Source organism: Streptomyces sp. NPDC058534, assembly GCF_042717365.1.
In the GTDB taxonomy this organism is placed as follows: Bacteria; Actinomycetota; Actinomycetes; order Streptomycetales; family Streptomycetaceae; genus Streptomyces.
Genome location: NZ_JBHXNW010000007.1, coordinates 104012 through 117869, shown reverse-complemented (window position 1 = coordinate 117869; position 13858 = coordinate 104012). Strand labels below are relative to the sequence as shown.

The 13858-nt window shown below is 69.8% G+C and carries 14 protein-coding genes; 8 read left to right on the top strand and 6 right to left on the bottom strand.

All coding sequences use genetic code 11. The features are described 5' to 3' along the window. Positions 1-88 precede the first annotated feature (88 nt). Entirely contained in the window at positions 89-1768 is a 1680-nt protein-coding gene (locus tag ACFWR9_RS06235; protein ID WP_383836280.1) for a protein kinase, read from the bottom strand. 348 nt (positions 1769-2116) lie between these two features. On the opposite strand from ACFWR9_RS06235, the gene ACFWR9_RS06230 reads away from it, so the two are divergent. Continuing rightward, complete coding sequence (locus ACFWR9_RS06230; protein ID WP_383836277.1) at positions 2117-3721, top strand: protein kinase; 1605 nt, start codon at positions 2117-2119, stop codon at positions 3719-3721. A 16-nt stretch (positions 3722-3737) separates the two neighbouring features. Here the strand turns inward: ACFWR9_RS06230 and ACFWR9_RS06225 are convergent, their stop codons facing one another. Both ACFWR9_RS06225 and ACFWR9_RS06220 read right to left on the bottom strand, forming a co-directional pair. Continuing rightward, positions 3738-4145, bottom strand: a complete 408-nt coding sequence (locus ACFWR9_RS06225) for a pyridoxamine 5'-phosphate oxidase family protein (RefSeq protein WP_383836274.1) — start codon at positions 4143-4145, stop codon at positions 3738-3740. 83 nt (positions 4146-4228) lie between these two features. Further along, positions 4229-4885 (bottom strand): response regulator, encoded by a 657-nt coding sequence (locus ACFWR9_RS06220; protein ID WP_383836271.1) that lies wholly within the window; start codon positions 4883-4885, stop codon positions 4229-4231. A 324-nt stretch (positions 4886-5209) separates the two neighbouring features. On the opposite strand from ACFWR9_RS06220, the gene pdhA reads away from it, so the two are divergent. From pdhA to ACFWR9_RS06205, 3 genes are read left to right on the top strand one after another with little or no spacing between them, the layout of a single operon-like run. Beyond that, on the top strand, positions 5210-6475 hold the full coding sequence (gene pdhA, locus ACFWR9_RS06215; protein WP_383836268.1) for a pyruvate dehydrogenase (acetyl-transferring) E1 component subunit alpha: 1266 nt from the start codon (positions 5210-5212) through the stop codon (positions 6473-6475). 16 nt (positions 6476-6491) lie between these two features. Beyond that, positions 6492-7457, top strand: coding sequence for an alpha-ketoacid dehydrogenase subunit beta (locus ACFWR9_RS06210; RefSeq protein WP_383836441.1), 966 nt, complete (start codon positions 6492-6494; stop codon positions 7455-7457). A gap of 19 nt (positions 7458-7476) precedes the next feature. After that, on the top strand, positions 7477-8889 hold the full coding sequence (locus ACFWR9_RS06205; protein ID WP_383836438.1) for a dihydrolipoamide acetyltransferase family protein: 1413 nt from the start codon (positions 7477-7479) through the stop codon (positions 8887-8889). A 77-nt stretch (positions 8890-8966) separates the two neighbouring features. Here ACFWR9_RS06205 and ACFWR9_RS06200 read toward each other — a convergent pair whose 3' ends face one another. Next, positions 8967-9947 (bottom strand): Bro-N domain-containing protein, encoded by a 981-nt coding sequence (locus tag ACFWR9_RS06200; protein ID WP_383836265.1) that lies wholly within the window; start codon positions 9945-9947, stop codon positions 8967-8969. A gap of 196 nt (positions 9948-10143) precedes the next feature. Between ACFWR9_RS06200 and ACFWR9_RS06195 the strand changes: the two genes are divergently transcribed. Further along, a complete protein-coding gene (locus ACFWR9_RS06195) occupies positions 10144-11439 on the top strand; it encodes a GNAT family N-acetyltransferase (protein WP_383836263.1) in 1296 nt (431 codons plus the stop codon). Between the two features lie 90 nt (positions 11440-11529). On the opposite strand, the gene ACFWR9_RS06190 is transcribed toward ACFWR9_RS06195, so the two are convergent. Together ACFWR9_RS06190 and ACFWR9_RS06185 are read right to left on the bottom strand one after the other, a co-directional pair. After that, positions 11530-11784, bottom strand: a complete 255-nt coding sequence (locus tag ACFWR9_RS06190; protein WP_383836260.1) for a hypothetical protein — start codon at positions 11782-11784, stop codon at positions 11530-11532. 63 nt (positions 11785-11847) lie between these two features. Further along, on the bottom strand, positions 11848-12297 hold the full coding sequence (locus ACFWR9_RS06185) for an ATP-binding protein (protein WP_383836257.1): 450 nt from the start codon (positions 12295-12297) through the stop codon (positions 11848-11850). Between the two features lie 226 nt (positions 12298-12523). On the opposite strand from ACFWR9_RS06185, the gene ACFWR9_RS06180 reads away from it, so the two are divergent. From ACFWR9_RS06180 to ACFWR9_RS06170, 3 genes are read left to right on the top strand one after another with little or no spacing between them, the layout of a single operon-like run. After that, positions 12524-13405, top strand: coding sequence for a helix-turn-helix domain-containing protein (locus ACFWR9_RS06180; RefSeq protein WP_383836254.1), 882 nt, complete (start codon positions 12524-12526; stop codon positions 13403-13405). 4 nt (positions 13406-13409) lie between these two features. Continuing rightward, entirely contained in the window at positions 13410-13595 is a 186-nt protein-coding gene (locus ACFWR9_RS06175; protein WP_383836251.1) for a DUF397 domain-containing protein, read from the top strand. 14 nt (positions 13596-13609) lie between these two features. Next, a complete protein-coding gene (locus tag ACFWR9_RS06170) occupies positions 13610-13828 on the top strand; it encodes a hypothetical protein (RefSeq protein ID WP_383836248.1) in 219 nt (72 codons plus the stop codon). Positions 13829-13858 lie beyond the last annotated feature (30 nt).

Here is a 13858-nt window from a genome sequence, read left to right as displayed (position 1 = left end):
ACCCCCCCGGCATGGGGTTGCCCCCCCCCCCCACCCCGCCCCGGGCCGGGCCGCCGGGGGGGCGGGCCCCTTCGCTCGTGTCACGCGCTCACTCGGAGGCCGGGTTGCCCGTCGAGACCTTGAGCTGGATCTCCGGCATGTCCTCCGGGTCGACGTCCGTGCCGGCCGCCGGGAACTGGTCCCGGATCGAGCCCTCGCCGTACGTGTTCTCGTCGACCTCGACGACCTTCATCCGCCAGCCGGCGGCGTTGAAGCACTCCTTGACCGAGCCGATGTACTTGAACGTGAAGTCCGGCACCTTGATCTTGTCGGGGTCGTTGTACGACTCCTCCGGCTCGGTGCACTCGTCCTTCTCTATGGTCTTCGTCTTGTCCGGCCCGCGGTAGTCGGCCGCCTTCGACGCCGACACGGAGGCGCTGGGGGAGCCGCCGCCCTCGGGGTCCTCACCGCCGCCGCCGTTCATCAGCAGCGCGCCGACCAGTGCGCCGACGGCCACGACCGCGACCACGATCGAGCCGATGATCACCGGCTTGTTGTTCCTGCCCCCGCCCGGGGCACCGGAGGCCGGGGCCGACGGCGTCAGGTTGTACGGCGGCGGCGTGGACGCGCCCTGCTGCCCGTGCTGCCCGTGCTGCCCGTGCGGCCCGTGCTGCCCGTAAGGGGTCGGCGTCTGGTAGCCGCCCTGCTGCGGATAGCCGTAGGAGGCGGGCGAGTGCGCGGTGGGTGCCGGGGCGCCGTACGGGTTCGGGGCCGGCGTCGGCTGGTACGGCGTCTGGACGGGGCCGGTGGGCGCCGGGGCACCCTGGTCGACCGGCGGGAACACCGCGGAGCCGACACCGGCGCCGCTCGACGTGCTCGCACCGGGCACGATGCTCGGCGGCGCGGCGTGGAAGGACTGCGCCACCCGCAGGCACTCGTCCCGCATGGCCTCGGCGCTCGGGAAGCGTTCGTTCGGGTTCTTCTTCAGCGCGCGGGCCACCAGCGCGTCGATCGCCGGGGGCAGCGCCCGGTTGACGGTGGACGGAGCCACCGGCTCCTCCTGCACGTGCGCGTACGCGATGGCCAGCGGCGAGTCCGCGTCGAACGGCAGCCGCCCGGTGACCAGCTGGAACAGCATGATGCCGACCGAGTACAGGTCGGAGCGGGCGTCCACGCCGCGGCCGAGGGCCTGTTCCGGCGAGAGGTACTGCGGGGTGCCGACCACCATGCCGGTCTGCGTCATCGAGGTGACGCCGGACTGCATGGCGCGGGCGATGCCGAAGTCCATGACCTTGACCACGCCGCGCTTGGTCATCATCACGTTGCCCGGCTTGATGTCCCGGTGGACCAGGCCCATCTCGTGGCTGATCTCCAGGGCCGCCAGCACGTCCGCGGTGATCTTCAGCGCCTTGTCGGCGGGCATCGCGCCCTGCTGCCGGACGTCCTCGTCGAGCACCGAGCCCAGCGGGCGGCCCTCGACGTACTCCATGACGATGTACGGCATCGTCATGGAGTCGAGCTCGTCCTCGCCGGTGTCGAAGACCGAGACGATGTTGGTGTGCGTGAGCTTGGCCACGGCCTGGGCCTCGCGGCGGAAGCGCTCGCGGAAGGCCTGCTCACGGCCCAGCTCGGTGTGGAGCGTCTTGATCGCGACCTGGCGGTCGAGGACCGAGTCGTACGCCAGGTGCACGGAGGCCATACCGCCCTCGCCGAGCAAGTCGCGCAGCTGGTAGCGGCCGCCGGCGAGCGCGCGCCCCGCGTACCGGCCCTGTCCGGCGTCCTGGCTCATGTCTCTGCGTCCCCCATAGGCGCCGCGGCGCCGGTGGCAGCGGCCCGCACGCTCGTGATCGAAAGTGCTATTCCCGGCCAAGTCTGCCCGAGGGCACTGACACGTCAAGCGCGGTGCCCGTTCCGTGACCGTACGCGAAAGAAGCGTCGCGGAAGCGTTACAGCCGCCGTACCGCCGGTACACAGAATTTGCACGACAGTAAGGAACCAGGGTTTCATGACCGGTCCGTCTCATGTCCGGTCCCGGCGCCCCATCCCGGACCGGAGGCCGCCGCGGAGCCTGTAGCGTGGCCGACGGAGACCGTAACAACACCGCGCGCACCGCGGGCAGAAACGACGGCGAGGACTGATGGCACAGCAGCAGCGCGCCCAGGGCCCGTCCGATCCCGAGGCGAATGGCGGCGGTATGGCGGACGCGCCGGAGACCTGGGGCAACGGCGGCCTGGTCGGCGACGGCCGGTACCGGCTGACCCGCAGACTCGGGCGGGGCGGCATGGCCGAGGTGTTCGCCGCCGAGGACGTCCGCCTGGGCCGCACCGTGGCGGTCAAGCTGCTCCGTGCCGACCTCGCCGAGGACCCGGTCTCCAAGGCGCGCTTCACGCGCGAGGCGCAGTCGGTGGCCGGTCTCAACCACCACGCGATCGTCGCCGTGTACGACTCCGGCGAGGACTTCGTCGGCGGCCAGTCCGTGCCGTACATCGTGATGGAGATCGTAGAGGGCCGCACCATCCGCGACCTCCTCCTGAACGCCGAGGCGCCCGGCCCCGAGCAGGCGCTGATCATCGTCTCCGGTGTCCTGGAGGCGCTCGCCTACTCCCACCAGCACGGCATCGTCCACCGCGACATCAAGCCCGCCAACGTCATCATCACGCACAACGGCGCCGTGAAGGTGATGGACTTCGGCATCGCCCGCGCCCTGCACGGCGCGTCCACGACGATGACGCAGACCGGCATGGTCATGGGCACCCCGCAGTACCTCTCCCCGGAGCAGGCCCTCGGCAAGGCCGTGGACCACCGCTCCGACCTGTACGCGACCGGCTGCCTGCTCTACGAACTGCTCGCGCTGCGCCCGCCGTTCACCGGCGAGACCCCGCTGTCCGTGGTCTACCAGCACGTCCAGGACATCCCGACGCCCCCGTCCGAGGTCTCCGACGCCACCCCGCCGGAGCTGGACGGCCTCGTGATGCGCTCCCTGGCCAAGGAGCCCGACGACCGTTTCCAGACCGCCGAGGAGATGCGCGGGCTGGTCCAGTACGGGCTCCAGATGCTGTACGAGCAGGGCGGCCACACCGGCACCTGGAACACCGGCCCGGTCACCGCGCACGACGGCCGGCACACGCCGGCGGCCGGTCTCGCCGGCACCTCGGTGATGCCGCACCCCGACCACGGTGCGGGCACCGCGCAGATCCCGCAGCCGATCCTGCCCGGCCGGTACGGCGGGGGCGACGACGGCGGCTTCGAGGGCAGCGGCAACAAGGGCAGTGGCCGCGGCAAGCTGTGGATACTGGCCGTCCTCGCGGTCATCGCCATCGCGGCCGGCGTCGCGCTGGCCCTGAACAACGACGGGGGCGGCAAGGGCGGCACCGACACGGACAAGAGCCCGTCCGCCAGCGTCTCGGAGAGCACCGGCGAAGAGTCGCCGAGCCCGTCGCCCAGCGACGAGGAGACGCAGGAGACCACCGACCCGGGCACGGAGCAGGGCAACGGCGGGGGCGGCACCGGCGACGACGGCTGGACGCCGTCGTACTCACCCTCGTACACGCCCTCCCAGAGCCAGACGGAGGAGCCGACCGGCGACCCCACCGGGGATCCGACGACGGACCCGACGACGCCCACGGGCGACCCGACGACGGACCCGACCGGGCCGACGGGCGAGCCGACCGGCGATCCGACCGGCGGCACCGAGGGCGGCGGCGGGACCGGCGCTCCGGGCGGCGAAGAGGGCGACGACTGACCGGAGCGCCGCAGGTTCAGAGGGTGCCGACGGTGCCCTCCGTGACGTGCACCGAACCGAACTGCGGCTCGATCCGCAGATAGACCGGCTCGAACGGCTCGCCGTCCACCCGGCGCGGTGCCGGGCCGAACCGCTCGACCTCGGCGGCGCTCGGCTCGTGCGCCTCGCACCGGCCCACGACCTGCGCCGTCCACAGGCTCTCGCCGGGCCCGGCGCTGCTCAGGTTGTCGGCGCCGTACGCGACGACGCTCCCGGTGCAGACCTGGTGGTAGCCGCAGCTCCTGGGCATGCGCAGCAGGACCCGGGCGTCGGCCACGATGTGGCGCGCGAAGGCGAGGAAGGGCAGGGCGCGCATGGTCGTGGCCGCCCGGCCGTAGGCGGTGCGGGCGAGCAGGCCTATGGCGAGCTGTGGGTCGGAGGGCATGCGCTCACTGTGCGCGAGCGGAAGCAGCGGCGACAGAGTCGCCCGCCCCGGCAGGAGGGGACGTAAGTCCCGATTGGGGCGGCTCAGCGGCTCTCCGCCTCCAGCCGGGCCACGAAGGCCGCCGCCTGGGAACGCCGCTGCATCCCGAGCTTGGCCAGCAGGCTCGACACGTAGTTCTTGATCGTCTTCTCCGCCAGGTGCAGCCGCTCGCCGATCGCGCGGTTGGTCATCCCCTCGCCGATCAGCTCCAGGATGCGGCGCTCCTGGTCGGTCAGGCGGGCCAGCCGGTCGTCGGGCTTCGCGCCGCCGTCGCGCAGCCGCTCCAGCACACGCGCGGTGGCCGCCGGGTCGAGCAGCGACTTCCCGGCCGCCACGCCGCGTACGGCGCTCAGCAACTCGGCGCCCCGGATGTCCTTGAGGACGTAGCCGGAGGCGCCCGCCATGATCGCGTCGAAGAGGGCCTCGTCGTCGGCGAAGGAGGTCAGCATGAGGCAGCGGACGGACTCGTCCCGGGAGCGGATGTCGCGGCACACCTCGACGCCGCTGCCGTCGGGCAGCCGCACGTCCAGCACCGCCACGTCCGGACGGGTGGCCATGACCCGGGCCGCGGCGTCGGCCACCGTGCCGGCCTCGCCGACCACCTCGATGTCGGCCTCGCCCGAGAGCAGATCGTGCACCCCCCGGCGCACCACCTCGTGGTCGTCGAGGAGGAATACCCGGATTTTTCCTTCTTCGTGCACGCGGTCAGTGTCACACACCAGCCCTTCCAATGCCCGGGGTGGCCGGGATAACGTGCCGTTGTTCCGGCCCCCTGCAAGGCTGTGACCAGGACAACTTCCGCACTTCGCCGATTTACTTGGAAATCCGAGTAAAAACGCAGGTCAGGAAGGGTTTCACAGAAATGTGGAGCACTGGGTAACGTGCTGTTCGCAGGGCGCTCGCCGGGGCACCTGTCACGCCTGTCCCCCGATCGGGCCGCACCCACCCTCGTGCGGCCTCCGGGACACAGGTGAGCCGCACTGGCTTCCGGCGAACCCGGGGGCCGGACCGACGGAGGAGCACACGTGACCGAGAGCACTGCCGCGCGCCAGCCGCGACGCAGCGCCGGAAGCAAGGCTGCCGGCACCACCGGCACCAAAGCCGAGACCACCGGCAAGCGCACCGCACGCACCACTCGCACCACCCGTACCGCTGCCAAGAAGGGCACCGAGACGGAGCTGGTGCAGCTGCTGACCCCCGAGGGCGAGCGCGTCGAGCCCGCCAAGAACTCGCCCTACGCCGAGTACGCCTCGTACGTCGCCGACATCACCCCCGACGAGCTGCGCGGCCTGTACCGCGACATGGTGCTCACCCGGCGCTTCGACGCCGAGGCCACCGCCCTGCAGCGCCAGGGCGAGCTGGGCCTGTGGGCCTCGCTGCTCGGCCAGGAGGCCGCCCAGATCGGCTCCGGCCGGGCCACCCGCGAGGACGACTACGTCTTCCCGACCTACCGCGAGCACGGCGTCGCCTGGTGCCGCGGGGTCGACCCGACCAACCTCCTCGGCATGTTCCGCGGCGTGAACAACGGCGGCTGGGACCCCAACGGCAACAACTTCCACCTGTACACCATCGTGATCGGCTCGCAGGCGCTGCACGCCACGGGCTACGCGATGGGCATCACCAAGGACGGCGCGGACTCCGCCGTGATCGCCTACTTCGGCGACGGCGCCTCCAGCCAGGGCGACGTCAGCGAGGCGTTCAACTTCGCCGCCGTCTACAACGCCCCCGTGGTGTTCTTCTGCCAGAACAACCAGTGGGCGATCTCCGAGTCCAACGAGAAGCAGACCCGCGTGCCGCTCTACCAGCGCGCCCAGGGCTTCGGCTTCCCCGGCGTCCGCGTCGACGGCAACGACGCGCTGGCCTGCCTCGCGGTCACCCGCTGGGCGCTGGAGCGGGCGCGGCGCGGTGAGGGCCCGGCGCTCATCGAGGCGTACACGTACCGCATGGGCGCCCACACCACCTCGGACGACCCCTCCCGCTACCGGCACGACGACGAGCGTGTCGCCTGGGAGGCGAAGGACCCGATCCTGCGCCTTCGCCGCTTCCTGGAGGCCGCAAACCACGCGGACGAGGGATTCTTCGGGGAACTGGAATCGGAGAGCGAGGCGTTGGGTAAACGAGTGCGCGAAGTGGTCCGTGCCATGCCCGACCCGGACCGGTTCGCCATCTTCGAGAACGTGTACGCGGACGGGCACGCGCTCGTCGACGAGGAGCGAGCCCAGTTCGCCGCCTACCAGGCGTCGTTCGCCACTGAGTCCAACAGCGGCTCCGCCGCGGGAGAGGGGGTCTGACATGGCTGCGGAAAAGATGGCGCTGGCCAAGGCGATCAACGAGTCGCTGCGCCGCGCACTGGACTCGGACCCCAAGGTCCTGATCATGGGCGAGGACGTCGGCAAGCTCGGCGGCGTCTTCCGGGTGACCGACGGTCTCCAGAAGGACTTCGGCGAGGACCGGGTCATCGACACCCCGCTGGCCGAGTCCGGCATCGTCGGCACCGCCATCGGCCTGGCCCTGCGCGGCTACCGCCCGGTGGTGGAGATCCAGTTCGACGGTTTCGTCTTCCCGGCCTACGACCAGATCGTCACCCAGCTGGCCAAGATGCACGCCCGCTCGCTGGGCAAGGTCAAGATGCCGATCGTCATCCGCATCCCCTACGGCGGCGGCATCGGCGCGGTCGAGCACCACTCCGAGTCCCCCGAGGCGCTGTTCGCGCACGTGGCGGGCCTGAAGGTGGTCTCCCCGTCGAATTCGGCGGACGCCTACTGGATGATGCAGCAGGCCATCCAGAGCGACGACCCGGTCATCTACTTCGAGCCCAAGCGGCGCTACTGGGACAAGGCCGAGGTCAACCGGGAGGCCATCCCGGGCCCGCTGCACACCGCGCGCGTGGTGCGCGAGGGCGGCGACCTCACGCTGGCCGCGTACGGCCCGATGGTGAAGCTCTGCCAGGAGGTCGCCGACGCGGCGGCCGAGGAGGGCAGGTCCCTGGAGGTGGTGGACCTGCGGTCCATCTCCCCGGTCGACTTCGACACGATCCAGGCGTCGGTGGAGAAGACCCGCCGCCTGATCGTGGTCCACGAGGCGCCGGTGTTCCTGGGCTCGGGCGCGGAGATCGCGGCCCGGATCACGGAGCGCTGCTTCTACCACCTGGAGGCCCCGGTGCTCCGGGTCGGCGGCTACCACGCCCCGTACCCGCCGGCGCGTCTGGAGGAGGAGTACCTGCCCGACCTGGACCGGGTGCTGGATGCCGTCGACCGCTCGCTGGCGTACTGAGGAGAAGGTCGTGACGACGATGACCGAAGGGTCCGTACGCGAGTTCAAGATGCCCGACGTGGGCGAGGGACTCACCGAGGCCGAGATCCTCAAGTGGTACGTCCAGCCGGGTGACACGGTCACCGACGGGCAGGTGGTGTGCGAGGTCGAGACGGCGAAGGCCGCCGTCGAGCTGCCCATCCCCTACGACGGCGTGGTCAGCGAGCTGCACTTCCCCGAGGGCACCACCGTCGACGTGGGCACGTCGATCATCGCGGTGGCCGTGGGCGGCGCGGCGGCCGAGGCCCCCGCGCAGGAGGCGGCCCCGGCTCCGGCCGAGGAGGCGCCGGCCGACGCGGAGGAGAAGAAGCCGGAGGGCCGCCAGCCGGTCCTGGTCGGGTACGGGGTGTCCACCTCCGCGACCCGCCGCCGCCCCCGCAAGGGCGCACAGCCCCCGGCCGCCCGGCAGGCCCCGGCGGCGGCCGCGATCCAGGCCGAGATGAACGGCCATGGGAACGGCCACGGGCCGGCCGCCGCGCCGGTCCCCGGCGAGCGCCCGCTGGCCAAGCCGCCGGTGCGCAAGCTGGCCAAGGACCTCGGTGTCGACCTGGCGACCGTGGTGCCCTCCGGCCCGGACGGCATCATCACGCGCGAGGACGTGCACGCGGCCGTCGCACCGGCCCAGCCAGAGCCGCAGGCGGCCCCCGCGGCGGTAGCTCCGGCACCGGTGGCACCGGCGTCGCACGACACCGCGCGGGAGACCCGCGTCCCGGTCAAGGGTGTCCGCAAGGCGACGGCGGCTGCGATGGTCGGCTCGGCGTTCACCGCGCCGCACGTCACCGAGTTCGTGACGGTCGACGTCACGCGCACGATGAAGCTGGTCGAGGAGCTGAAGCAGGACAAGGAGTACACGGGCCTGCGCGTGAACCCCCTCCTCCTGATCGCCAAGGCCCTGCTGGTCGCGATCAAGCGCAACCCGGACGTCAACGCCTCCTGGGACGAGGCCGCGCAGGAGATCGTGGTCAAGCACTACGTCAACCTGGGCATCGCCGCCGCGACCCCGCGGGGCCTGATCGTCCCGAACATCAAGGACGCCCACGCCCAGACGCTGCCGCAACTGGCCGGGTCCCTGGGCGAGCTGGTGTCGACGGCGAGGGAGGGCAAAACCAGCCCCGGCGCCATGCAGGGCGGCACGGTGACCATCACCAACGTCGGCGTCTTCGGCGTCGACACCGGCACACCGATCCTCAACCCCGGCGAGTCCGCGATCCTCGCGGTCGGCGCGATCAAGCTCCAGCCGTGGGTCCACAAGGGCAAGGTGAAGCCGCGTCAGGTGACCACCCTGGCCCTGAGCTTCGACCACCGCCTGGTCGACGGCGAACTGGGCTCCAAGGTCCTCGCCGACGTCGCGGCGGTCCTGGAGCAGCCGAAGCGGTTGATCAGCTGGGCGTGAATCCCACGAACCGGTTAGGTTCGTTACGGAAGGGGCGCCGCAAGTTCGAGTTGCGACGCCCCTTCTGCTGTGCCGGTTCAGCTCAGATGGAGCACGTATACCGGAGCAGCACCATCCTCGGCCCCGCCCCGCGACCGAATGCAGGCGTGCTTGCGCAGCAGCCGCAGACACTCGTTCACCCGGCGCACGGAAAGCCCCGTACGGGCGGCGATCGACTCCAGCGGCTCGCGCAGCTCACCCTTCTCGACGAGCACCGGCGCGATGACCCGGGCCACCGTCCACACGTCCTCCGTCACGGACAACCGCTGCCGCCAGTCGGCCAGCACGGACTCCGTGGTGGGCGTCGGGGTGAGGTGGCCACTGGGCACCCGTCCGTGGAGGACGAGGGTGTCGAACCGGTCCGCGATGCGTTCCATCGCCCGAACCATGGCCTGCTGCACGGCGAGGGTGGCCTGTTGGGTGGCGAGAGTGGTCTGCTGCGTGGCCAGCATCTCCCTTTGCAACGCGATCGACGCCCGCTGCCCCTCGGCCAGCTCCTCATCCAGTTGAAGGTTGTGCGCTTCCAGCCGGACGATGGCCTCGGCCACCTGGTCCGGCATGGCGTAGGCGATGGGTGTACCCGGCCCGGAAGGCTGTACCTCGGCCTCGTCGAGAGAGTACGAACCCTCGCGCTGCACGGCCTCGATGACTTCGGCGACCCATTGCTTGAATGGGGCGCAGGCCGGTTTGGTGCAGGCGTTCACCAGGAGAATGAGACCTTGGAGATCGATCAGTTGCAGGTCTCGTCGCCACCTCCTGCCTGCGGGAATGCTGAGACAGTGACCTCCAGTCACTGTCTCGAGATTGTCTCGATGCCCCTCCGGGACATGATCGATGAGCGCCTTTCGGGGCGTGGTGTAGCCCAACTGCTTGCAGACGTCCACCGCCGGGAACCAGTGGCTTCCGTCCGGCATGGTCAGCCTCCGCACCCGGGCGCCGGTGGCCGCGTACACGAAATCGCTGACGTCGATCGCCTCGTGCCGCTCGCCGGAGTTCTGTCGTTTGCTGGGTTCGTTCATGCGAACCACCTCCGCCGCGGAACGTAGGACGCAGGAGGGGCATATGCCAGCTAGGCCAGAGATGTTCATGATTGTGGGCGAATATGAGCGAAAACCGCTGCATCGGTCGACGGGCTGTGCCGACCCGCGCACGCGGCAGGGTTCGAGCGGATAATCGGTTGCAGAACACAGGCAGCGGGGCGATGTAATGTCCGGCATGGTGACCCAGGTCCGCCCGCCACGGCCCGACGAGATGAGCGCGTACTACCGGGTACTGCCGTTCGCGAACGGGCTGCCGAGCTGGGAGCCCGAGAATGCCGCGTGGCACGGCGGTTCCGAGCCGTGGCCACCGCAACGCCCGCCCGCGAACACCCAACGGCTTGAGCAGTTGGCTGAAGCCGACATCAACGATGCATCGTTCCATCCCGTCGCGACATTCGTCGACGGCATGTGTGTGGGAGCGTCGGCGACCATATCCTTCGCCGTGACGGCCCCCGGCGGGGGCACGGTGAGGATGGCCGGCGTCACTGCCACCGGGGTCATCGCGACGCACCGCCGACGCGGGTACCTGCGCCGCATGATGCAGGCCATGTTCGACGCGGCCTTGGACCGGAGAGAGCCCTTGGCCATGCTCAGCGCAAGCGAGGGCAGCATCTACGGACGGTTCGGATTCTCGCCGGCCACCTACCGCACCCGTTGGGAACTGGCCCGTCACGAAGCCGCTCTGCGTCCGGCGGAGCCCGATCCGGGGACGCTGGAGCTGGTCGGCGCCACACAGGCGAAGCAGGCCTGGCCCAAAGTGCACGCGGACGTGCGTGCGTGCCGCGTCGGTGAGCTTGCTCCTCTCCCCGGGCGCTGGGACGGGCTGTCCGACGATACGGACGGCACGAACGGACCGCTGCGATACCTCGTCCACCGGGACCGGCACGGCGAAGCCGACGGCATCGCGAACTTTCGTCTGCCGTGGTCCCCAACTGAAGACAACGCGGGAACGCTCGTGGTCGAGGCCCTGGAGGCGGCGAACTCCACTGCCTACCGAGCGCTGTGGAGCCTGCTGATCGACTTCGACCTCACGAAGTCCATCGTGGCGCCCGGCCGCCCGCGCGACGAACCCCTGCGGTGGATGCTCACGAACCCGCGGGCGATGCGCGTCACCCGTCAGACGGACAATTTGTGGGCGCGCGTTCTCGATGTCCCCACGGCGCTGACGCAACGCACGTACCTCAAGCACGGCGAGCTGACGTTCACCATCGACGACGACCAGATGTGCCCGGCGAACAACGGGACATGGCACCTGGGTACGGATGAAGCCGCGGTGACCTGCGTTCCCACCGACAAGGCGGCGGACCTGACCATCACGCTCTCAGCGCTCAGTTCGCTCTACTTCGGCGGTATGTCGGCGCAACAGCTGGCGTGTGCGGGCCACATCGTCCCGCACGCCGACGGTGCCCTCGGTAAGCTGACCCAGATGTTCCGGACCGACCCCGAGCCGCACAACTCCTTCGGCTTCTAGGGCCGCATCGGCAGGAATCGCGGTCAGACTGCCGTGCTGCCGACCATGAGGATCTTGCCGGACACGGTGGTGCCCAGATGTTCGTGTAGGTCAGGACGCCTCCGCGTCGGCGACGGGGGCGTTGATCTCCGCCTGGCTCACCGTGACGTCTCCGGCGGCCCGTGCGTACAGGGAAACGGCAACGTCCGCGAAGTCGATCGCTTGCTCGCGGGAATACTCGAAGTCGCCGCGGTGGTCGAGGCGCAGGGCCGGACCGATCGCGTCGACGGTACGGGGGATGCCCTCTCCCGTGTATCCGGTGGCCTCCCGCGCCTCGGCCACCGCCGATTGCCACTCGGTTGTCATCACCGCCTCCCTTGCCCGTGGATCCACGCTACCGCTACGGCATTTCTGAAGCGGCTCATCAGACTACGTACGATCCCTCCTGCTCACCGTCATCTCGGCCCACACCGTTTTGCCGACGATGAGCTGTTCCACCGCCCATTTGTCGGCCAGCGCCTGGACGATCAGCAGTCCACGCCCGAACTGGGTGTCCAGGTCGGGCGGGCGGACGTCCGGGAGGCGTTCGCCCCGGGGGTCGGTGACGGCGATACGCAGGGCGGTGCCGGCGAGGGAGGTCTCCACCCGGAACAGCCGGTCCCGTAGACACCCGTGCAGCAGGGCGTTGGTGCACAACTCGCTCGCGACCAGCGCGGCGTCGCCTGCGGTGCCCGGATGCCCCCAGGCGACCACGAGTTGAGCGATGTGGCGGCGGGCGCGGGGGATGTTCTGGGGGTACGGGGTATAGCTGACGGCGTCGTAGGGGTCGTAGCCGTTGCACGTCTTGCCAGCAGGGGACGAGCAGGAATCGTCGGTCACAGGACGCACCTCCTTGTGTGAGGTGGCGGTGGCTCCGTCGTGCGGATTCGGACAGCACGGTGCACGTCCGCCGCCCTCGATGGCTTTGGGTGGTCGATAGAGCACTGACGGTAGTGAGTGTCCGAGAGGGCATCAAGTGTGAGGGCATAGAAATTTCCTCGAACTTGCTTGCTCTCCGTGCGGAGTCCAAACAAACTGTCACCGACTCGGTGGGAGGGAGCGCGAGATGGCAGGTAGGAACCCCGATCGCGGCATCACGGTCTCGACGGTGCTGGCGCGTCGGTTGGGCGGTGAGCTGCTGCGTATGCGTGAGACGTGTGGGATGCGCCAGTCGCACGCCGCCGAGGCGTTGTCGGCCTCCGTGGCCAAGGTGGCCAAGATGGAGCGAGGTGGGGTGCCCGTGCGCGATCCAGACATCCGCGCGCTGTGTCACCTGTACGGAGAGACCGACGAGGCGGTGATCGAAAGATTCCTGCTGCTTGCGCGTACGGACCGGGAAAGGCGTAAGGCTCGTGGGTGGTGGAACCAGTACCCGCAGCTTTCGACGATGGTCGAGTACGTGGCCCTGGAGGACATCGCCACCAGTATCCGCACCTGGCAACTTGCTCTCGTCCCCGGGTTGTTGCAGACGCCTGACTATGCGCGAGCGGTAGCGGTCGGCGCCGGATCCTGGGAGGACCCGAGCGAGATCGAACCGTTCGTGGAGGCCCGGCTGGCCCGACAGGCAAGGCTGAGGTCAGAACACCCACTGGAGTTGTGGGCCGTGATACACGAAGGAGCGCTGCGCCAACTCGTCGGTGGCCGGGACGTGATGCGGGACCAGTTGGGGCATCTGCTGGATGTGGCCCGTACCGACACCGTGAAGGTGCAGGTGGTGCCCTCGCTTGCGGGCGCCAATCCGGGCATGATCGGGGCATTCAGCATCGTCTCGTTCGCTGAACCCGGCGCGTTGGATGTCGTACACATGGACGTACCCTCTTCTACCCTCTGGCTGGAGAGTGAGGAGGACGCCGCCAGGCACCGGCGCATCTTCGACCGCATCGCGCGGGTGGGGCTGGCGGAACGCAACGCCCTCGACCTGATGGAATCGATTCGCAAGGAGATGTAGCGCGATGAGCGAGTTCGAGTTCGCCAGGTCCAGTTACAGCGGCGGGGACGCCGGTCAGGAGTGTGTCGAGGTCGCCCGGAACATACCCGGTACCGTCGCCGTCCGGGACTCCAAGGACACCGACGGGTTCATGCTTCGGCTCGGGTCTTCCGCCTGGGTGGCGTTTCTCGCGGAGAGAATCAAGAAGTGAGTTCTGGTGGCCCGTTGCTCCTCGGCATCCACGTCGGTGAGGGGGCGCAGCTGAAGACACAGGCTACGGGCGGCCACCCGATGAAGGTCCATGTCTACCGCCGTCGTCCGGAGCAGATGACCGCCTGGCTCGACGACGCCGGTTTCAGGGGCGAGTTGCACAAGACTCTCAGTTCGGCCGAGAGCGTGCTCGGGGGAATCATCCTTGCTCGTTGCCGGGCCGATACGCCCTGAACCGTGCCTTCTCGGCTGAACACCGTGGCC

Bases quoted from the DNA above. Each gene is read 5' to 3' on its own strand.
- ACFWR9_RS06235 (WP_383836280.1), bottom strand. From the start codon at position 1,768: ATGAGCCAGGACGCCGGACAGGGCCGGTACGCGGGGCGCGCGCTCGCC.
- ACFWR9_RS06230 (WP_383836277.1), top strand. From the start codon at position 2,117: ATGGCACAGCAGCAGCGCGCCCAGGGCCCGTCCGATCCCGAGGCGAAT.
- ACFWR9_RS06225 (WP_383836274.1), bottom strand. From the start codon at position 4,145: ATGCCCTCCGACCCACAGCTCGCCATAGGCCTGCTCGCCCGCACCGCC.
- ACFWR9_RS06210 (WP_383836441.1), top strand. From the start codon at position 6,492: ATGGCGCTGGCCAAGGCGATCAACGAGTCGCTGCGCCGCGCACTGGAC.
- ACFWR9_RS06205 (WP_383836438.1), top strand. From the start codon at position 7,477: ATGACCGAAGGGTCCGTACGCGAGTTCAAGATGCCCGACGTGGGCGAG.
- ACFWR9_RS06200 (WP_383836265.1), bottom strand. From the start codon at position 9,947: ATGAACGAACCCAGCAAACGACAGAACTCCGGCGAGCGGCACGAGGCG.
- ACFWR9_RS06195 (WP_383836263.1), top strand. From the start codon at position 10,144: ATGGTGACCCAGGTCCGCCCGCCACGGCCCGACGAGATGAGCGCGTAC.
- ACFWR9_RS06190 (WP_383836260.1), bottom strand. From the start codon at position 11,784: ATGACAACCGAGTGGCAATCGGCGGTGGCCGAGGCGCGGGAGGCCACC.
- ACFWR9_RS06180 (WP_383836254.1), top strand. From the start codon at position 12,524: ATGGCAGGTAGGAACCCCGATCGCGGCATCACGGTCTCGACGGTGCTG.
- ACFWR9_RS06175 (WP_383836251.1), top strand. From the start codon at position 13,410: ATGAGCGAGTTCGAGTTCGCCAGGTCCAGTTACAGCGGCGGGGACGCC.